The organism is Xanthobacter autotrophicus, from assembly GCF_029991245.1.
GTDB lineage: Bacteria > Pseudomonadota > Alphaproteobacteria > Rhizobiales > Xanthobacteraceae > Xanthobacter > Xanthobacter autotrophicus_C.
In genome coordinates this window covers 21,281-40,961 of sequence record NZ_JAIVFO010000022.1, presented here as the reverse complement: position 1 = coordinate 40,961, position 19,681 = coordinate 21,281, and the positions used below count along the sequence as shown (strand labels likewise).

The 19,681-nt window shown below is 68.4% G+C and carries 13 protein-coding genes; 11 read left to right on the top strand and 2 right to left on the bottom strand.

The features are described from left to right. Both K9U41_RS06330 and ureG read left to right on the top strand, forming a co-directional pair. Window positions 1-703: urease accessory protein UreF (locus K9U41_RS06330; protein WP_432715741.1), on the top strand; the 703-nt coding region annotated here is incomplete at its 5' end. Beyond that, complete coding sequence (gene ureG, locus K9U41_RS06325; protein WP_282640008.1) at window positions 700-1,335, top strand: urease accessory protein UreG; 636 nt, start codon at window positions 700-702, stop codon at window positions 1,333-1,335. The genes K9U41_RS06330 and ureG, both read left to right, overlap by 4 nt. 55 nt (window positions 1,336-1,390) lie before the next feature. Here ureG and K9U41_RS06320 read toward each other — a convergent pair whose 3' ends face one another. Both K9U41_RS06320 and K9U41_RS06315 read right to left on the bottom strand, forming a co-directional pair. After that, complete coding sequence (locus tag K9U41_RS06320; protein WP_282640007.1) at window positions 1,391-1,792, bottom strand: hypothetical protein; 402 nt, start codon at window positions 1,790-1,792, stop codon at window positions 1,391-1,393. Between the two features lie 277 nt (window positions 1,793-2,069). Beyond that, window positions 2,070-2,645, bottom strand: coding sequence for a hypothetical protein (locus K9U41_RS06315; protein WP_282640006.1), 576 nt, complete (start codon window positions 2,643-2,645; stop codon window positions 2,070-2,072). Between the two features lie 229 nt (window positions 2,646-2,874). Here K9U41_RS06315 and K9U41_RS06310 point away from each other — a divergent pair, with 229 nt between their 5' ends. From K9U41_RS06310 to K9U41_RS06265, 9 genes are all read left to right on the top strand, one after another. Beyond that, a complete protein-coding gene (locus K9U41_RS06310) occupies window positions 2,875-3,672 on the top strand; it encodes a TlyA family RNA methyltransferase (protein WP_282640005.1) in 798 nt (265 codons plus the stop codon). 8 nt (window positions 3,673-3,680) lie between these two features. Continuing rightward, window positions 3,681-4,895: a class I SAM-dependent RNA methyltransferase gene (locus K9U41_RS06305; protein WP_432715743.1), complete on the top strand. Its 1,215-nt coding sequence runs from the start codon at window positions 3,681-3,683 to the stop codon at window positions 4,893-4,895. Window positions 4,896-5,172: 277 nt separating this feature from the next. After that, window positions 5,173-5,910, top strand: a complete 738-nt coding sequence (locus K9U41_RS06300) for a queuosine precursor transporter (RefSeq protein ID WP_282640003.1) — start codon at window positions 5,173-5,175, stop codon at window positions 5,908-5,910. A gap of 358 nt (window positions 5,911-6,268) precedes the next feature. Further along, complete coding sequence (locus K9U41_RS06295; RefSeq protein ID WP_282640002.1) at window positions 6,269-7,375, top strand: efflux RND transporter periplasmic adaptor subunit; 1,107 nt, start codon at window positions 6,269-6,271, stop codon at window positions 7,373-7,375. Next, on the top strand, window positions 7,372-10,479 hold the full coding sequence (locus K9U41_RS06290; protein WP_282640001.1) for a multidrug efflux RND transporter permease subunit: 3,108 nt from the start codon (window positions 7,372-7,374) through the stop codon (window positions 10,477-10,479). The genes K9U41_RS06295 and K9U41_RS06290 overlap by 4 nt, the downstream gene beginning before the upstream one ends. Further along, window positions 10,476-13,751: an efflux RND transporter permease subunit gene (locus tag K9U41_RS06285; protein WP_282640000.1), complete on the top strand. Its 3,276-nt coding sequence runs from the start codon at window positions 10,476-10,478 to the stop codon at window positions 13,749-13,751. Before K9U41_RS06290 ends, K9U41_RS06285 begins: the two co-directional genes overlap by 4 nt. Then, a complete protein-coding gene (locus K9U41_RS06280; RefSeq protein WP_282639999.1) occupies window positions 13,752-15,164 on the top strand; it encodes an efflux transporter outer membrane subunit in 1,413 nt (470 codons plus the stop codon). 666 nt (window positions 15,165-15,830) lie between these two features. Further along, window positions 15,831-18,335 (top strand): DUF3141 domain-containing protein, encoded by a 2,505-nt coding sequence (locus tag K9U41_RS06275; protein ID WP_282639998.1) that lies wholly within the window; start codon window positions 15,831-15,833, stop codon window positions 18,333-18,335. A 158-nt stretch (window positions 18,336-18,493) separates the two neighbouring features. After that, window positions 18,494-19,498 carry an alpha/beta fold hydrolase gene (locus K9U41_RS06265; RefSeq protein WP_432715740.1) on the top strand — a complete coding sequence of 335 codons (1,005 nt, stop codon included), beginning with the start codon at window positions 18,494-18,496 and terminating at the stop codon, window positions 19,496-19,498. Window positions 19,499-19,681 lie beyond the last annotated feature (183 nt).

Here is a 19,681-nt window from a genome sequence, read left to right as displayed (position 1 = left end):
GGAGGGGGAGGGACCCGACGCTCCCGCGCCCGTCAGCCTCCTGCCCCTGTTCGCCTGGCTCACCCCGTCCTTCCCCGTGGGGGCCTATGCCTATTCCCACACCCTCGAATGGGCGGTGGAGGCTGGGGATATCCGGGACGAGGAGAGCCTCGGCGCCTTCCTGGGCGATCTGCTCGCTTTGGGATTCGGGCGGTCCGACGCCATCCTCGCCGCCCATGCCCACCGCGCCGCCGCGGGCGGGGATGGGGCAGCGCTGGCGGAGGTGAATGCCCTTGCGGTGGCGCTCGCCCCGTCCGCCGAACTGCGGCTGGAGACCTGCCAGCAGGGCCGCTCCTTCCTGGATGCGGTGCGTGCGGCCTGGCCTGCGCCGAGCTTCGAAAGCTGCGCGTCCGCGCTCGTGGGCGAAGTGGCCTATCCCGTTGCGGTGGGGCTCGCCGCCGGCGCCCATGGCCTGCCGCTGGCGCCCACGCTGGAAGCCTTCCTGCTGGCGAGCGTGCAGAATCTCGTCTCCGCCGCCGTGCGCCTTGCACCCATCGGGCAGACCGCGGGCACCCGCGTGGTGGCGCGGCTTGTCCCCACGGTTCACGCGCTGGCCGCGGAAATACCCGCGCTCACCCTCGACGATCTCGGCAGCGCCACCTTCCGCGCCGACCTCGGCAGCTTCCGCCACGAAACCCAGTACACGAGGCTGTTCCGCTCATGAGTTCCGGCAATTCTTCCAAAGGCGCCCCCCTGCGCGTGGGCATCGGCGGCCCGGTGGGCTCGGGCAAGACGGCGCTGATGGAGGCGCTCTGCAAGACGTTCCGGCAGCGCTACGACATCTGCGCCATCACCAACGACATCTACACCAAGGAGGATGCGCGCCTGCTCACCGTCGCCGGCGCGCTGGAGCCCGAGCGCATCCTGGGGGTGGAGACCGGCGGCTGCCCGCACACGGCCATCCGCGAGGATGCCTCCATCAACCTGCGTGCGGTGGCGGACATGAGCGCCCGCTTCCCAAACCTCGATCTGGTGCTGATCGAATCAGGCGGCGACAACCTCGCCGCCACCTTCTCCCCGGAGCTGGCGGACATCACCATCTACGTCATCGACGTGGCGGGCGGGGAGAAGATCCCGCGCAAGGGCGGGCCGGGCATCACCCGCTCCGACCTGCTGGTGGTGAACAAGACCGACCTCGCCCCCATGGTCGGCGCCGACCTCGCCATCATGGAGGCGGACACCATCCGCATGCGGGCCGGGCGGCCTTATGTGTTCGCCTCCATCCGCAACGGTGTGGGGGTGGATGTGGTGGCCCGCTTCATCGAGCAGGCGGGCGGGCTGGTGGCGGCGGCCTGAGGGCCGCCCGCTCGGCCCGTGGTCAGCTCTTTCTCAGCTCTTTTTCAGCTCTTTCTCAGCTCTTGGGCTTGCTGCAGGCGGTCTCGAACTTGGCGGCCGCCGGAGCGATGCCGGAGAGCGACACGCTGCGCTTGGCGCCCTTGACCTCGATGGTCAGGGTGCCGCCGGTTTTGGCGAGGGCCTTGAGGTCCGCAAGCTGGGCCGCGGCTTCCACGTCCACGGCGCCGCTTTCCTCATTGGCGATGCCCTTGCCGACGAGGCTCTTCTTGGTGCCGCCGGCGGTGAGGATGAGGCGCGTGTCGGCATCCTTCTCCAGCCCCTTCGAGCCGATCAGGGACTGCACCGTGAGGCCCGGCGTGCCGGGCTTGCACAGGAAGAAGATGGTCGCTTCGTCGGTTTCGGGCACGCCGAAGACAAGGGCGGCGCTGTCATCGGACTCCTGCGTATGCCAGGTCATCTTCTGCTGCGCGGCGGCAGGCGCTGCCAGAGCCAGAAGAGTTGCGATTGCGAGAGCGGGACGAAACATGGCGGGGGTCCTCGTTGCGGCGCGGATCATACCCACTGCGCGGCAAAGAGGAAGATGGGCGCACCGCACTGCGGGGTCGGGACGCAGGCAATCTTGCGGTTCAGTGAATCGAAACCGTCAAGTCATTGCGCTGTCGTGTATTTTGTACCGCCCTTGCCATGTGGGCGGGCAAGGGTGCCCACCGCCACCTTGGAGGCGAAGCCGCGTTCTATTGCCGTCTCGCAACGCAGACCCTGCGGAAGTCGCCCAGCTTGGCCTTGGCACCGGCGAGGGGATAGCTCTCGCTGGCGCCGGGCATGCGCACCACCAGCGTGTCGCCTTCGCCGAGGAGGTCGAGCACCCGGGCATCCAGCGAAACGGCCGCTTCCACCACCACGCGTCCCTCGGTCGCGGCCCGAAACGCCGAGGCGGCAAGCTCCAGTCGCCGCTTGCCGGCCACCAGGGTCAGGGCCACGCCGTCCCCGGCCTTGACCTTGCCCGACGCCGCCTCGACCGTGAACTGGATGAGCTGCGCGCCCGGCTGGCAGGCCATGGCGAACACCGGATCAGCCGCGCGCGGCAGGCCATAGCGCAGGACGAAGGTGTCCTCCGCCTTGGCCAGCACCCACACGCGCGGGTCGGGTTTCGCTTCCGGCTTCTTGGCTTCCGGCTTCTTGGTTTCGGGCTTTCTGGCCGTGGACCGGTTGTCATTCGGCGCGGCCGTCGCCGGCATCGCCGTCAAGGCGGCGAGCGCCATGGCCAGCGCCGTCGCCACCGCCACCCGCGAAACAAGCCAAGCGCCCATGGATCAGAGGTCCTTGCCCTTGAGACAGTGCCACCACGTTCAATCACGCACCGAGCCCACGGGATCGCAACAGACCTGAAAGCCGGTCCTGTCCAAGCGAAACCCCGCGGCCGCGGGGCGGCCGGTTGCCCATGGTTTCCGTGAAGACAGGTGTTTGCGTCCCCTGGAGCCTTCGCATATCACGGCCCCCGGCGGCCCGCGACCTTAGGCAAGGCGCCACACGGAAAAAATGGTGAAGACGCAACCCGATCCACAACACGGCAGCGCCGCTGCGTCCGCTTCCGGCGCGGCGCGGATGCGCATCGACCGCCTGCTGGTGGAGCGTGGCCTGTTCGAAAGCCGCGCCCGCGCGCAGGCGGCGCTGGCGGCGGGCCTCGTGCAGGTGGATGGCGTCGTGGTGGCGAAGCCGTCTGCCGAGGTGGCGGCCGACGCGCGGATCGAGGCGGCGGACATTCACGATTTCGTGTCCCGTGGCGCGCTCAAGCTCACGGCGGGGCTCGACGCGTTCGGCATTGATCCGGCGGGCAGGGTGGCGCTGGACGTGGGCGCCTCCACCGGCGGTTTCACCGAGGTGTTGCTGCGCCGGGGCGTTCGGCGGGTCTATGCGGTGGACGTGGGACGCGACCAGTTCCATCCCCGCCTCGCCGCCCGGCCGGAGGTCCACCTGATGGAGGGCACCGACATCCGCGCCCTCAGCCGCGACGGCGTCCCCGAGCCCGTCGATCTGGTGGTGGTGGACGTGAGTTTCATCTCGCTCGCGTTGGTTCTGCCCGCGGCGCTCGCCTTTGCCGGGAAAGAGGCGCATCTGGTGGCCCTGGTGAAACCGCAGTTCGAGGCGGGCCGCGCCGCCGTGCGCAAGGGCGTGGTGCGCGATGCCGCCGTGCACGAGGCCTGCTGCGTCCGGGTGGAAGGGGAGATCGCGGCGCTGGGCTGGCGTCTCCTCGGCCGCATTGCCTCCCCCATCGCGGGGGGAGACGGCAATCGCGAGTTTCTGGTGGGTGCAGTCCGGGAGAGCGGTGGGTTGTGACTGAATTTATGATTACCGGCATGGGCGCCCAGGGCGATGGCCTCGCCCAGGGTCCCGACGGCCCCCTGTTTGCCCCCTTTACGCTGGCCGGCGAGCGCGTGCGCGGGCACATCGACAAGGATCGCCTCGCCGTCGAGGCCATCCTGGCGCCGAGCCCCGAGCGGGCCGAGCCGTTCTGCCCCCATTTTGGAACCTGCGGGGGCTGCCTGCTCCAGCACTGGCAGCTTGAACCCTACTTCGCCTGGAAGCGGGCGCTGGTGGTGGAGGCGCTGGCGCGGGAGAGCATCGAGGCGGAGGTTCGCCCGCTGGTGGATGCCCACGGCGCCGGCCGGCGGCGCGTCATCTTCCATGCCCGCCAGCTGGGCGCGCGCACGGTGGTGGGGTTCGCCGAGCGCAAGTCCCACGCCATGGTGGCGCTCGATTCCTGCCCGGTGCTGGCGCCCAGCCTCGATATGGCCTTGCCGGCCGCGCGGGCGGTGGCGGCGGCTCTTGCGCCGCTGAAGAAGCCGCTGGACCTGCAGGTGGTGGCCACCGACACCGGGCTCGACATGGATGTGCGCGGCTCCGGCCCGCTGCCGCCGGCTTTGCTTTCGGAGGTGGCGGCCATGGCCGAGCGTTTCGGCCTTGCCCGCCTCACCCGCCACGGGGAGCTGGTGCTCCAGCGGGTGGCACCGATCCTCACCATGGGCCGGGCCAAGGTGGAGCTGCCGCCGGCTGCCTTCCTCCAGGCCACCGCCGAGGGCGAGCGCGTGCTGGCCGATGCCGTGCTGGCCGCCACCCAGGGTGCCCGCAAGGTGGCCGACCTGTTCGCCGGCTCCGGCACCTTCGCGCTGCGGCTTGCCGAGACCGCCCGCGTGTTCGCGGCCGAGAGCCATGCCGGCGCGCTCGCGGCGCTCACGAAGGCGTCGCGCGCCACCTCCGGCCTGAAGGCGGTGGACGGGGAGGCGCGGGACCTGTTCCGCCGCCCGCTCATGGCGGCCGAGCTTGCCGCCTTCGACGCGGTGGTGATCGACCCGCCCCGCCAGGGCGCGGAGGCGCAGGCGCGCGAGCTGGCGCAGGCGAAGCTGGCCCGTGTGGTCTATGTCTCCTGCAATGTGGCCACCTTCGCGCGGGATGCGCGCCTGCTGGTGGCCGGCGGCTTCCGCCTCGGCGCGGTGACGCCGGTGGACCAGTTCCGCTATTCGCCCCATGTGGAGCTGGTGGCCACGTTCGAGCGCGGCTGAGCGGGCCGGTTCTACCGCTGCGAAAGCTGGAGCGTTTTCGAGCGAAGTGGATTCCGGTTCGCGTGAAGAAAACGCGTTAAAACAAGAGTCTGGAGTGATTTCCGTGAGCCGGTGCGAACGGAAGGCGCTCTAGGCGTCGTGCCGGTTCTGCGGTTTAATGCGGTGCAGCATGGTGCTGGACCCGCCGGGGCTCGATGGCCCTGCGGGCCGGCCCGACCGTTTTCGAGGCTGCCCCGTGAAATCCCAATTGGACAAGGCCTTATCAGGAGTCGCCGGCGTGGATGAGCCCGCCGGCATCCGCGCCGTGGAGGCGCGTTCCCTCGAAGGGGCGCGCCTGCGCTATTACGATTACTGCATGGTGGCCTTTTCGGTCATCCTCATCTGCTCCAACCTCATCGGCGCCGCCAAGGTTTCGGTGGTTCAGGTGCCGTGGGTCGGGCCGGTGATCTTCGGCTCGGCGGTGCTGTTCTTCCCGCTGTCCTACGTGCTCGGCGACGTGCTCACCGAGGTCTACGGCTATGCCCGGGCGCGGCGCGTGGTGTGGGTGGGCTTCTTTGCCTCGGTCTATGCGGCGGCCATGGCGGTGGCCGTGGTGGCCATGCCGCCGGCCCCCGGCTGGCCGGCGCAGGAGGCCCTGACCACCGTATTCGGCCAGACGCCCCGCATCTTCGCCGCCTCCATCCTCGCCTTCTGGTGCGGCGAATTCGCCAACGCCTATGTGCTGGCGTGGATGAAGATCCTCACCGGCGGGCGGCACCTGTGGACGCGCACCATCGGCTCGACGGTGGTGGGGCAGGCGGTGGACAGCCTCATCTTCTACCCGCTCGCCTTCCTTGGCGTGTGGGAGACCCATCTGGTGGTGATGGTGATGATCTCCAACTACCTGATGAAAGTGGGCTGGGAGGTGATCCTGACCCCGGTGACCTACAGGATCGTCGGCTTCATGAAGCGTCGCGAGGGCATCGACGTGTATGACGTGGGAACGGATTTCACCCCGTTCCGGACCAAGGTGTGATCGGTTGCCCTTGCGGGTGAGGTATGCAGGGCACACCAGGCTTTATTTCAGCCACAGGCGCCGGTAACCATGACCGCCGTTCGGGCCGATCTCCGCCGCATTTTCAAGAGGGGCGAACGGTGGGGAGGGGCCGGATGGGTCGGCATGGTGCCGGTCCAGGAGCGGGAAGGTTCTGTCGGGAGACGCCGGCTCAATGGACAAACAGGTATCCGGCCGTGCCGAGCAGCCTCCGGCCGCCGTGCGTCGCAGCTGGCGTTCAAGACTGATTCCGGGTGTCGTTGCGATCCTCGCCATCGGTGGCCTCGGCGCCCTCTATTGGCGAGGCGGGCCATCCGCTCCAGCAGGTCCGGCGGGCCGGATGCCGCCACCGCAGGCCAGCGTTTCTGTCGGCACGGTGGAGCGCGGGGACATCATGGTCACCGTTCAGGCGCTCGGTACGGTGACCTCGACCTCCACCGTGACGGTGCGGCCGCAGGTCAGCGGGCAGCTCCTGAGCGTGAATTTCAAGGAAGGCCAGAGCGTCAGGCGCGGCGACCTCATCGCCCAGATCGATCCGCGCCCGTTCCAGGCCACCCTCGACCAGGCCAAGGCCCAGGTGGACCGCGACCAGGCCCTGCTGGAAGGCGCCAAGGTCGATCTCCAGCGCTACCAGGGCCTCTCCGCGCAGAATGCCGTGCCGCGCCAGACCCTCGACACCCAGAAGGCCCTTGTGGCGCAATATACGGCGACCATCGAGGCGGACAAGGCGCAGGTCCAGACCGCCGCCATCAACCTCGATTTCACCCAGATCCGCGCCCCGGTGGACGGGCGGACGGGATTGCGCCTCGTGGACCAGGGCAATTACGTCACGCCCGGCGACGCCAGCGGCATCGTGGTGCTCACCCAGCTCCAGCCCATCAGCGTGGTGTTTTCCGTGCCGGAGGATCGCCTGGCGGAGATTTCCCAACGCCTCAAGGCCGGCGCGAAACTCGCGGTGCATGCCTTCGACCGCACCGGCCAGAACCGGATCGCCGAAGGGCTGCTGGAGACCTTCGACAGCCAGATCGACCAGACCACGGGCACCATCAAGCTGCGCGCCAGCTTCCCCAATGAAGACCAGCGGCTCTACCCGAACCAGTTCGTCAACGTGACGCTGGATGTGGACACCCATGCGGGCGTCGCCATCGCCCCGACCTCCGGCATCCAGCGCGGCGTGCCGGGCACCTTCGCCTATCTGCTCAATGGGGACCAGACGGTGTCGGTGCGGCCCATCACCCTCGGCGTCACCACGGGCGAGAAGGTGGAGATCCTCTCCGGCCTCGCGCCCGGCGACCAGATCGTGGTGGAGGGGGCCGACCGGCTGCGCGACGGGGTCCATGTCACGGTGCGCCCGGGTGTCGCCCGCACGCCGCCCGCGGCTGGCGCGCCGCCGGGGCAACCGGGAGCACAGCAGGGCCGCCAGCCGGACCGCGCGGCGGCGCAATGAACCCGTCGCGCCCGTTCATCCTGCGGCCGGTGGCCACCACGCTGGCGATGGTGGCCATCCTGCTCTCGGGCGCCATCGCGCTGCTGTTCCTGCCGGTCTCCGCCTTGCCGCAGGTGGATTATCCCACCATCCAGGTGCAGACCTTCTACCCCGGCGCCAGCCCGGACGTGATGACCTCGTCCGTCACCGCGCCGCTGGAGGTGCAGCTCGGCCAGATTCCCAACCTCGCGCAGATGGCCTCCACCAGTTCGGCCGGCGCTTCCATGATCACGCTCCAGTTCAACCTCGCCGTGCCGCTGGATGTGGCCGAGCAGCAGGTGCAGGCGGCGTTGAACGCGGCCGGCAATCTCCTGCCCTCCGACCTTCCGACCCCGCCCATCTACGCCAAGGTCAATCCCGCCGACGCGCCGGTGCTGACCCTGGCCCTGACCTCGAAGACCATGAACCTGCGGGAGATCCAGGCGCTGGCCGACACACGGCTGGCGCAGAAGATCTCGCAGTTGCCCGGCGTCGGGCTGGTGAGCATCAGCGGGGGCCAGCGGCCGGCGGTGCGGGTGCGGGCTGACCCGCGTCGCCTCGCCGCCTATGGCCTGAACCTCGACGACCTGCGCTCCACCCTCGGCAACGCCAACGTCAACACCCCAAAGGGCGGCTTTGATGGGCCGACCCGCGCCTCCACCATCAATGCCAATGACCAGCTGCAGAGCGCCGCGCAATACGAGGATGTCATCGTCGCCTACCGCAACGGCGCGGCGGTGCGGTTGCGCGAGGTCGCGAGCGTGGTGGACGGGGTCGAGAACGACAAGCTCGCCGGCTGGATGAACGATGCCCCGGCCATCATCCTCAACATCCAGCGCCAGCCCGGCGCCAATGTCATCAATGTGGTGGACCGGGTGAAGGCGCTGCTGCCGCAGCTTCAGGCCGCCCTTCCCGCGCAGATCGACGTGGCGGTGCTCACCGACCGCACCACCACCATCCGCGCCTCGGTGCGCGATGTGGGCTACGAGCTGGCGCTGGCGGTCATGCTGGTGATCCTCGTCATCTTCGCCTTCCTGCGCAATGCGCGGGCAACCTTGATCCCCAGCCTGTCGGTGCCGCTCTCCCTCGTGGGGACGCTGGGGGTGATGTACCTGTTCGGCTACAGCCTCAACAACCTGACCCTGATGGCGCTGACCATCGCCACCGGCTTCGTGGTGGACGACGCCATCGTGGTGATCGAGAACATCACCCGCTACATCGAGGACGGCGAAAGCCCGCTTGAGGCGGCGCTGAAGGGATCGGAGCAGATCGGCTTCACCATCATCTCGCTCACCGTGTCGCTGATCGCGGTGATGATCCCGCTCTTGTTCATGAGCGATGTGGTGGGGCGGCTGTTCCGCGAGTTCGCGGTCACCCTCTCCACCACTATCCTGGTGTCTGGCGTGGTGTCGCTCACCCTCGTGCCCATGGCCTGCGCCAAGCTGCTGCGGCCTTACGCCGAGGCCCACGAGAACCGCTTCCAGCGGGCGAGCCGTCTCTTTTTCGATGGCATCATCCGCGTGTACGCCCGCGCGCTCGACGTGGTGCTGGCGCGGCAGGGCCTGACGCTGGCGGTCTTCTTCGGCACGGTGGTCCTCACCGGCTATCTCTATGTGATCATTCCCAAGGGGTTCTTTCCCCAGCAGGACACCGGCGTGATCCAGGCCATGACGCAGGCGTCCCAGTCGGTCTCGTTCGCGCGGATGGCGGATTTGCAGCGCGAGGTCGCCCGCATCGTCCTCGCCGACCGCGATGTGGAGAGCCTGTCCTCTTTCATCGGCGTGGACGGCGCCAATACCACGCCGAACATCGGCCGCATGCTCATCAACCTGAAGCCCCACGAGGTGCGCTCGTCCTCGGTCGAGACCGTCATCGCTCGGCTGAAGCATGCCGCGGCCGTGGTGCCGGGCATGGAGCTGTTCCTGCAGCCGGTGCAGGACCTCACCATCGACGGCGGCGTCAGCCGGACCCAGTATCAATTCGTGCTGCAGGACGCCAACGCGGCGGAGCTTGCGGAATGGACGCCGAAGCTCCTCGCCCGGCTCGCCAGCCTCCCGGTGCTCGCCGACGTGGCGAGCGACCTGTCGCAGACCGGGCTGGCGGTGCGGCTCGACATCGACCGTGACCGTGCGGCCCGCTTCGGCATCACCCCCGCCACCATCGACAACGTGCTGTACGACGCCTTCGGCCAGCGCATCGTCTCCACCATCTTCACCACGTCGAGCCAGCAACGGGTGATCCTGGAGGCGGACCCGGCGCTGAAGACCTCGCTTGAGGCGCTCTCCTCGCTCTACCTGCCGTCCGCCTCGGGCACGCAGGTGCCCCTGTCCGTGCTCACCACCACCCATGTGGAGACCGCCCCGCTTCTGGTCTCCCATCTCGGGCAGTTCCCGGCGACGACCATCTCCTTCAACCTCGCCCCCGGCGCTTCTCTGGGCGAGGCCATCGCCGCCATCCGCAAGACCAGCGAAGAGATGGGCATGCCGGCGAGCATCGTGGCGAGCTTCCAGGGAGCGGCCCGGGCGTTCGAGGCCTCGCTCGCCAACCAGCTGCTGCTGGTGCTGGCGGCACTGGTCACCGTCTACATCGTGCTGGGGGTGCTCTACGAGAGCTTCGTCCACCCGCTGACGATCCTCTCCACCCTGCCGTCCGCCGGCATCGGCGCGCTGATTGCCCTGATGATGGCGGGGGAGGAGCTGACCATCATCGCCATCATCGGGCTCATCCTGCTCATCGGCATCGTGAAGAAGAACGCGATCATGATGATCGACTTCGCCCTCGATGCGCAGCGCCGCGAGGGCATAACGGCGGAGGCGGCCATCCGCGCCGCCTGCCTGCTGCGCTTCCGACCGATCCTGATGACGACGCTCGCCGCCATCCTCGGCGCCCTGCCGCTGATGGTGGGCACCGGGGTGGGCTCGGAGCTGCGCCATCCGCTCGGCGTCTCCATCGTCGGCGGCCTGCTGCTCAGCCAGCTTTTGACCCTGTTCACCACGCCGGTGATCTATCTGTGGTTCGACCGGCGCCGTGGCCGTGCGCCCGCGCCGGACGGCCTCGCCATCACGCCGCCGGGCGTGGCGCCATGAGCCTGTCCGCGCCCTTCATCCGCCGGCCGGTGGCGACGACGCTGATCACCTTCTGGGTGTTCGCGGCCGGCCTCGTGGCCTATCCCCTGCTGCCGGTGGGGCCGCTGCCGGCGGTGGACTTCCCGGTGATCTCGGTGTCGGCGAGCCTGCCCGGCGCCAGCCCGCAGGTGGTGGCCGACACGGTGGCAAGCCCGCTGGAGCGCCATCTCGGCACCATCGCCGATGTCACCGAGATGACCTCGTCGAGCACCAACGGCTCGGCCCGCATCACCCTGCAATTCGGCCTGTCCCGCGACATCAACGGCGCCGCCCGCGATGTGCAGGCGGCGATCAACGCGGCCCGCGCCGACCTGCCGTCGAGCCTGCGCTCCAACCCCACCTACCGCAAGGCCAACCCAGCCGACGCGCCCATCATGATCCTGTCGCTCACCTCCGACACGCTGTCGCGCGGCCAGATCTATGATGCGGCGAGCACCGTGCTGGCGCAGCGGCTGTTCCAGGTGGACGGCATCGGCGACGTGACGGTGGGCGGCGGGTCGCTGCCGGCGGTGCGGGTGGAGCTGAACCCCAACGCGCTCTACAAATACGGCATCGGGCTGGAGGACGTGCGCGCGGCGCTGGCCTCCGCCAACGCCCACGCCCCCAAGGGCGCCATCGACGGCGACAGCCTGCGGTTCCAGATCTATGCCAACGACCAGGCCCTGAAGGCCGAGGACTACCGCAACCTCATCGTCGCCTATCGCTCCGGCGCGCCGGTGCGCCTGTCGGACATCGGCGAGACGGTGGATTCCATCGAGAACATCCGCTCCGCGGGCCTCGCCAACGGCAAGCCGGCGACCCTCCTCATCCTGTTCCGCTCGCCCAACGCCAACATCATCGCCACCGTGGACCGGGTGCGCGCGCTGCTGCCGTCGCTTTCCGCCTCCATCTCGCCGGCCATCGACCTCAACGTGGTGATGGACCGGTCTGCCACCATCCGCGCCTCGCTGGCGGATGTGGCGCTCACCCTCGCCATCTCCGTGGTGCTGGTGATCGTGGTGGTGTTCGCCTTCCTGCGCGACTGGCGCGCCGCGCTGGTGCCCATCGTGGCGGTACCGGTCTCCCTCGTGGGCACCCTCGCGGTGATGTATCTGTGCGGCTTCAGCATCAACAACCTGTCGCTGATGGCCCTGACCATCGCCACCGGCTTCGTGGTGGACGATGCCATCGTGGTGCTGGAGAACATCGCGCGCCATCGCGCCGCCGGGCTCTCCGGCGTGGATGCGGCCCTGAAGGGGGCAGGGGAGGTGAGCTTCACCGTGGTGGCCATGAGCGTGTCGCTCATCGCCGTCTTCATCCCCATTCTGCTCATGGGCGGGCTGATCGGGAAGATCTTCCGCGAGTTCGCCCTCACCATCACCGCGACCATCATGGTGTCGCTCTTCGTGTCGCTCACCACCACGCCGATGATGTGCGCCCTGCTCCTCCGCAACGAGGAAGGCCGCCCGCACGGCCGCCTGTTCCGCGCCAGCGAGCGGGTGTTCGAGGCGGTGCTCTCCGCCTACCGGCGCTCGCTGTCCTTCAGCCTGGACCGGCCGCGCATCCTGCTCGCGGTGTTTTTCGCCACGCTGGCGCTGACGGTCCATCTCTACATCATCATCCCCAAGGGCTTCCTGCCCCAGCAGGACACCGGCCGCATCACCGGCATGATCCAGGCCGACCAGTCCATCTCGTTCCAGGCCATGTCGGCGAAGCTGAAGAGCTTCGTGGACATCGTGCGGGCCGACCCGGCGGTGGCGTCCGTGGTCGGCTTCACCGGGGGCGGGCAGGGCAATTCCGGCTTCGTCTTCGCTTCCCTGAAGCCGCTCGCCCAGCGGGGCGTCGCGGCGGACGAGGTGATCGTGCGCCTGCGCCGCGCGCTGGCGGTGGTGCCCGGCGCCAACCTGTTCCTGCAGGCGGCGCAGGACATCCAGGTGGGCGGACGGCCGGCCAATGCCCAGTTCCAGTACACGCTGGAAGGCGACAGCTTCCAGGAGCTGGCCGAATGGGTGCCCAAGCTGCTGGCGGCGCTGCAGCGCGACCCGCGCGTTACCCAGGCCAACAGCGACCAGCAGTCCCGCGGCATCCAGACCGAGATCGTCATCGACCGCGACACCGCCGCCCGGCTGGGCATTTCGGTGGGGCAGATCGACAACACGCTCTACGACGCCTTCGGCCAGCGGCAGGTGTCCACCATCTATGTGGCGCGCAACCAGTATCATGTGGTGATGGAGGTGGCGCCGCGCTTCTCCCAGCACCCCGAGGTGCTGAACGACGTTTTCATCAGCACGTCCGGCGGCGCGGTGGGCGGTTCGCAGGGGACCGGCGCCGTGGCCGGCACCTTCTCCGCCCCGGGAGCCACAACGACCGCCAGCACTGCCGACAGCGCCGCACGCAACGCCCAGACCAACGCCATCGGCGCCACCGGGCGCGCCTCGGCCTCCACCGGCGCGGCGGTGAGCACCAGCGCCGCGCCCATGATCCCGCTGTCGAGCGTGGCGCGGTTCGGCACCGGCTCCACGCCGCTGGCGGTGAACCACCAGGGGCTGTTCGTCGCGGCGACGCTGTCCTTCAACCTGGCGCCCGGCGCGGCGCTCAGCGACGCGGTGGTGGCGGTGGATGCCGCCAAGGAGCAGGTCGGCCTTCCGGCCTCGATCCACGGCAGCTTCCAGGGCACGGCCCGCGCCTTCCAGCAATCCCTGTCCAGCCAGCCGCTGCTGATCCTCGCGGCCCTGGTGGCCGTCTATCTGGTGCTCGGCATGCTCTATGAGAGCTTCGTCCACCCCCTGACCATCCTGTCCACCCTGCCGTCGGCCGGCGTCGGCGCGCTGCTGGCGCTCATGGCGTTTGGCGGCGAGTTCAACGTCATGGCGCTGATCGGAGTGATCCTGCTCATCGGCATCGTGAAGAAGAACGCCATCATGATGATCGACGTCGCCCTCGATGCCGAGCGCAATGGTGGCATGGCGCCGCGCGAGGCCATCTTCCACGCCTGCCTGCTGCGGTTCCGGCCTATCCTGATGACCACGACGGCGGCGCTGTTCGGCGCCATTCCGCTGATGGTGGGTTTCGGGGAAGGCAGCGAGCTGCGCCGTCCGCTGGGCGTGGCCGTGGTCGGCGGCCTGCTGTTCAGCCAGCTTCTCACGCTCTATACGACGCCGGTGGTCTATCTCTACATCGACCGGCTGCGCCGCAGGCGCCTCGATTCGGACCGGCGTGCCCGTCTGGGGCCGCCGCCAGCGCCGGCCGCATAGATGCAGTCTTTCAGCACATCCGGTCGCCCCCCGCGCGGGGCGCTTCTGGCGGCGGGCGCCCTCGCGCTGCTGCTCGCCGGCTGCCTGCCCGAAGCGCCGGCGCCGGAGATCGGGATCGCCACGCCCACCCATTATGTGGAAGGGCCGGCCAACCCCAATGCGCATCTGCCGCCGCCCGAATGGTGGCGGAGCTTTCGCTCCAGCGACCTCAGCCGCTTCGTGGCGGAAGCCAACATCGACAATCTCGACATCGCCGTCGCAACGGCTGAAATCGTGCAGGCCGATGCCCAGGTGGGCATCTCGGGCGCGCCGCTCTACCCCAACCTCACCTTTGCGGGCTCCGCCGCGCAGATCCGCTCCAGCGGCGGCAGCGGCAATCCGGGCAACACCAGCGGCCAGTATATTCTCGGCCTGTCGGCCGGATACATGGTGGATTTCTGGGGTAAGAACCGCTCCGGCCTGCTCGCCGCGGAGGAGAACGCGGCGGCGGCGCGGTTCAATCGCGATGTGGTGACCCTGTCGACCCAGGTGGCGGTGGCCAACACCTATTTCCAGATCCTCGGCGCCCGCGACCAGCTGCGCATCGCGCAGAACAGCCTCGCCGCCGCAACCCGCATCCTCGACATCGTGAAGCGGCAGTTCGCGGGCGGCACCGTCTCGCAGCTCGACGTGTCGCAGCAGGAGGCGCTGGTGGCGCAGGTGCGGGCCTCGATCCCGCCCATCGAGATCACCCTGCGCCAGAACTGGGCGGCCCTGGCCGTGCTGCTGGCGCGCACCCCCGTCGCGCTCGACCCGCCGCAGGGGAGCCTCGCGCAGATCACCGTGCCGCGCATCACCCCGGGACTGCCGTCCGAGCTGCTTACCCGCCGGCCCGATATCGCCCTCGCCGAGGCCCAGCTCCTGGCCGGCGGCTACAATGTGGAAGCCGCACGGGCGGCGATGCTGCCGCAGATCCAGCTGACCGGCACAGGCGGGGTGCAGAGCGCGGCGCTCCAGGCGCTGTTCGCTCCCGGTGCGTGGTACTACACGCTGGTTGCGGGGCTGACCCAGCCCATCTTCGACGGCTATCTGCTCCAGAGCCAGCTGGACCAGGCCAAGGGCGTGCAGGTGCAGGACCTGCAGGTTTATCGCAAGGCCATCCTGTCGGCCTTCGCCGATGTGGAGAAGGCGCTGGTGGCGCTGGACCAGACCAACAAGCAGGTGAAGCTGCAGGCCGCCGTGGTGGACAGCTCCCGCACCGCCTTTCGCGTGGCCGAGTCCCAGCTGGCGGGCGGCACCACCACCCTCGTCGCCGTGCTGCAGGCGCAGCAGACCTATTTCACCGCGGAAAACGGGTTGGCGCAGGTGCGGCTGGCGCGGCTGCTGGCCGCCACCAGCCTGTTCCAGGCGCTCGGCGGCGGCTGGGGCCCCTGAGCGGACGGAGCGGGCTCTGAACTTCGGGAAAGAGCGCGCGGCGGGTCAGCCCGGCGCGCAAGGACGTGGTGGCAAGGACGTGGTGAACGTGGTGCGCGAAGCGCAAGGAAATCACGAGAATCAAGACGAACGAAGCGTTTCGGCCTCATTGAAGAGATCGCTTCGCATCTCGAAAAGCATGCCGGCTTCGCCGGCGGCGAAATCCACAGAAGGTCACCGCAGGATATTCGGCGGATAGACAACCATACGGCCGCGACGTCGTCTCGCCATTGAGATATTCTGGCGCGTCAGTCTGGATGAAATTGAGAACTCTCCTATAACTGAAATCAATCATATAATTCAGTTTAAGAGTTTTTTGGGCGCTGCCGGGCCTCGCGGCCGGCTCGCTCGCGTAGATCGGAGCCGGCGCTGGTCCGAACACCGCCCGCAGCGCTCCGCGAAAGGGCGTCGGATCGGGGTGCTGGCCCGCTCAGGCCGCCGCTTTCCGTGTCACAACACCGAATTATTTGTTTGCCATAGATCATCCCGGCGCTGGAGCGGCCGGTGACTTGCATTTGCCGCGCGGAACGAACGGCCCCAGGCCATCCATTCGCAGGGCGCCATCAACCGGCGCGGCGGGAAGGTGAAGCAGCACGCTCTTCATAGCTTCCCGGGGGATACGAGGCCATGGTGAACGTCTTTGATCTGTTCGATCCGCGTCGGCAGCCTGCCATTCCGCGCGTGGAGAGCGATGCGCTCGACGTGGTGCGCGGCAGCGTGGACGGGGGGCGCACCGAGATCGACGCCATCGCCCGCACCGCCAATATCGTGGCAACGGCTGCGGCGCGCCATTCCCGGCGCATCGAGACCACCCATTCCGAGCGCGTCCGCGGCCTGATCGATGATGCCGGCGCCATGGTCACGGGCCTTCATCGCGAGTACGGCATGGGCCGGCTGGCCCAATCCTGGCTGGACTACCAGCGCGACGCCGCCGAGCGCCTCGTGCTGACGATGGACACCCTGCGCAAGCGCGGCGACATCTTCCTGGAGCACGAGGCGGCGAACTGCCCGCCGGTGCTGATCTACGACTACGAGGTCATCGTCGACGGGCACGATCTGCCCTATCCCTGCAACTATATGCTGCTGCGCATCCTGCCGCCCGAGGGTGTGCACATCGACGACACCAGGCGCCCCTACATCATCATCGACCCGCGGGCCGGCCATGGCCCCGGCATCGGCGGCTTCAAGGCCGACAGCCAGGTGGGCGTGGCGCTGCGCGAGAGCCATCCGGTTTACTTCGTCGCCTTCCGCAGCCAGCCCGAGCCCGGGCAGTTCCTGTCCTATGTCACCCGCGCCGAGGCCACCTTCGTGCGCGAGGTGATGCGCCGCCATCCGAAGGCGCCCAAGCCCGTGGTGACCGGCAACTGCCAGGGCGGCTGGGCGACGTTGCTGCTCGCTGCCACCAATCCCGACATCACCGGTCCGATCGTGGTCAATGGCTCGCCGGTGGCGCCCTGGGCCGGCGTCGTCGGCGAGAACCCCATGCGCTATAATGCGGGTGTGCTCGGCGGCACCTGGATCCCCATGTTCCTCTCGGACATCGGGGGCGGCATCTTCGACGGCGCGCACCTGGTGATGAACTTCCAGCTGCTCAATCCGGGTCGCACCCTGTTCCGCAAGTATACCGACATTTTCCGCGACATCGACAAGGGCGACAAGACCTTCCTGGAATTCGAGAAATGGTGGGGCGGATTCTTCCTGCTCACGGAGCCGGAAATCCGCTGGATCGTCGAGCAATTGTTCGTCGGTAACCGCCTCGCCAAGAACGAGGCGCGGATCGAGCCGGGCCGCCCGCTCGACCTCAAGGCGATCCGCTCGCCCATCATCGTCTTCGCCAGCCACGGCGACAACATCACGCCGCCCCAGCAAGCGCTGAACTGGATCGCCGAGACCTACGCCAGCGTCACGGAAATCCGCATCCGCGGCCAGCGCATCATCTACATGGTGCATGACCAGGTCGGCCACCTCGGCATCTTCGTCTCCTCGCAGATCGCCAACAAGGAGCACTCCGAGGTCGCCTCCACCTTGGAGACCATCGAGGCGCTCGCCCCAGGGCTCTATGAGATGCGCATCGAGGACGTGCAGGAGGAGAACGGCCGCAAGACTTTCACGGTCGGCTTCATCGAGCGCACGCTGGACGACATCCGGGCGCTCGACGACGGCCTCGATGACGAGCGCCCGTTCGCCGCCGTGGCCCGCGCCTCGGAAGTGCAGTCACAGATGTACGACGCACTGGTGCGTCCGTTCGTAAAGCCGCTGGTGACCAAGACCACGGCGGAGATGAGCCGGGCGCTGCACCCCGAGCGTTTGCAGCGGGCGCTGATGTCGTCGCGGAACCCGGTCATGCCGGCCCTGGCCCGGGCAGCGGAGAGCGTGCGCCAAAGCCGCGCCAAGGCCAACCCCGACAACCCCTTCCTCGCCGCCGAAGCGCTGTGGGCGGACGCCACCGAGCAGACCATCGACCTCATCCGCGATTACCGCGACATGATGTACGAGATCGTTTTCCACACCGTCTGGGGCACGCCCTGGGCGCGGACCTTCGGCCGCACCCACGAGGCGCGGCGCGCGCTGAAGAACACCGACGAACTCAGGGCCCTGCCGGAGGTGGCGGCGGCACTCTACAACATCGACCGGGGCGGCTTCGTCGAGGCGGTGATCCGCATGCTGATCCTGCTGGCGGACAATCGCGGGACCGTGCGCCGCGACCGTCTCGAGCGCTCCAGCCGGGTGCTGACCCAGGACGAGCCGTTCCGCTCCCTCGGCGCCGCGCGGCGTGCGATGATCATCCACGAGCAGACGGTGATCGCCACCTACGAGCCCGAGCATGCGATCGAGACGCTCGCGGTGCTGCTGCCCGACCCGAAGGAGCGGGAGCTGGCGGCGCGCGTCGTGCGCTACGTGCCGGGCGAGACCGCCGACATGTCGGCGCAGACTCTCGCGCTGCTGCAACGTTTCCATCAGGTGCTGGGCCTGCCGGCCTTCACCGGCGACGTCCTCAGCGATCCGCTGGAGGAACCCGGCGTCGCCGAGGCCCTGGCGGACACGGTGGCCGCCAACCTGGCCATCGCCACGGCGGCCGTCGAGACGCGCCACCCGTTCGGCAACCGGGCCACCAAGGGCCGGGGAGCCTAGGGCAGTTTCAGCAAAAGCGTGAAACGGCTTTGCATCCGAAACGGCTTTAAAACAACAAGCGAGAGCCTGTTTCGCGAACTGGAGCGCGCGAAACAGGCTCTCGGGGTTCGACCGCGACAGGTGGATCCGCCCTGTCCCGCTGCTCACGCAGATGGTCCATGCCGGCCATCTTGGGCGCAAAGCGGGCCGCGGCTTCTACGAATATGTCGGATGATGATCGCGGTGCAGCCAAGAAATCGGGGCGGCCTCAGGAAGCCATGATCAGGGACAGGTTTCAGACGCAGGACGGCGCCAGCCTTGCCTTCTCGGACATCGGGACGGGACGGCCGGTGCTGGCGCTCGCCGGCTTCACCCGCAACAGACGCGATTTCGACTATTTGGCTCGGCATCTGAGGGACGTGCGGCTGATACGGCTGGATAGCCGCGGCCGGGGCGAATCCGACTGGACCGGGGCCGACACCTACAATGCGGTTCAGGAAAGCAAAGACGCGCTCGCCTTGCTCGACCATCTCGGAATCGAGCGCGCCGCCGTCATCGGCTCCTCCCGCGGCGGGATTTTGGGAATGCTCATGGCTACGACCTCCCGTGAGCGCCTGGCTGGCCTCTGCCTCAATGACGTGGGGCCAGTGATGGAGCGTCCCGGCCTGGAGCGGATCGGCGCCTATATCGGCATCGAGCCCGCCGTCGCCACCCTGGAGGAGATCGCCGACCGCATGCCACAGGCCATGCCGGGCTTCTACAACGTGCCGGAACTGCGGTGGGAGGAGGAAGCCATCCGCCGCTACGTCCAGACATCAGAAGGCGTGACGCTGCCCTATGATCCTGATCTGCGCCAGGCTTTCCAGAAGGCGCTGGCGGCTCCGGCGACGGACGCCTGGCCGTTGTTCGACGCTTGCGCGGGGCTTCCGCTGGCGCTGATCCACGGCGCCAATTCTGACGTGGTGAGCCGGGCCGCGGCCGAGGCGATGGCGGCCCGACGCCCCGACATGATCTATGCCGAGGTGCCCGACCGCGGCCACACGCCGTTCCTGGACGAGCCGGAGGCCCTGGCCGCCATCCATGAGTGGCTTGATCGCTGCTTCTCGGCAGACGATGCCCAGGCGCTGCCAGAGCGGGGAGCCGGCGAGCGGCTGCCGTCGCGCGCGGGCGGAAGCGGATCGTGACTGGACCTCTTTCGCGATCCCGCCGCGAGGCGGCTCGCCCTGCACCGCGCCCGACGATGTGTCCACCCAAGGCTGTATGGAGACTGAGGACAGACTACCTTCGAGAATTGAATCTCTATAAATCACCGCCGCAGAGATGAGTTTTAATACAGATCAATTATAATACAGACACGAATATTTCGC

Bases quoted from the DNA above. Each gene is read 5' to 3' on its own strand.
- ureG (WP_282640008.1), top strand. From the start codon at position 700: ATGAGTTCCGGCAATTCTTCCAAAGGCGCCCCCCTGCGCGTGGGCATC.
- K9U41_RS06320 (WP_282640007.1), bottom strand. From the start codon at position 1,792: ATGACCTGGCATACGCAGGAGTCCGATGACAGCGCCGCCCTTGTCTTC.
- K9U41_RS06315 (WP_282640006.1), bottom strand. From the start codon at position 2,645: ATGGGCGCTTGGCTTGTTTCGCGGGTGGCGGTGGCGACGGCGCTGGCC.
- K9U41_RS06310 (WP_282640005.1), top strand. From the start codon at position 2,875: ATGGTGAAGACGCAACCCGATCCACAACACGGCAGCGCCGCTGCGTCC.
- K9U41_RS06305 (WP_432715743.1), top strand. From the start codon at position 3,681: ATGATTACCGGCATGGGCGCCCAGGGCGATGGCCTCGCCCAGGGTCCC.
- K9U41_RS06295 (WP_282640002.1), top strand. From the start codon at position 6,269: ATGCCGCCACCGCAGGCCAGCGTTTCTGTCGGCACGGTGGAGCGCGGG.
- K9U41_RS06290 (WP_282640001.1), top strand. From the start codon at position 7,372: ATGAACCCGTCGCGCCCGTTCATCCTGCGGCCGGTGGCCACCACGCTG.
- K9U41_RS06285 (WP_282640000.1), top strand. From the start codon at position 10,476: ATGAGCCTGTCCGCGCCCTTCATCCGCCGGCCGGTGGCGACGACGCTG.
- K9U41_RS06280 (WP_282639999.1), top strand. From the start codon at position 13,752: ATGCAGTCTTTCAGCACATCCGGTCGCCCCCCGCGCGGGGCGCTTCTG.
- K9U41_RS06275 (WP_282639998.1), top strand. From the start codon at position 15,831: ATGGTGAACGTCTTTGATCTGTTCGATCCGCGTCGGCAGCCTGCCATT.
- K9U41_RS06265 (WP_432715740.1), top strand. From the start codon at position 18,494: ATGCCGGCCATCTTGGGCGCAAAGCGGGCCGCGGCTTCTACGAATATG.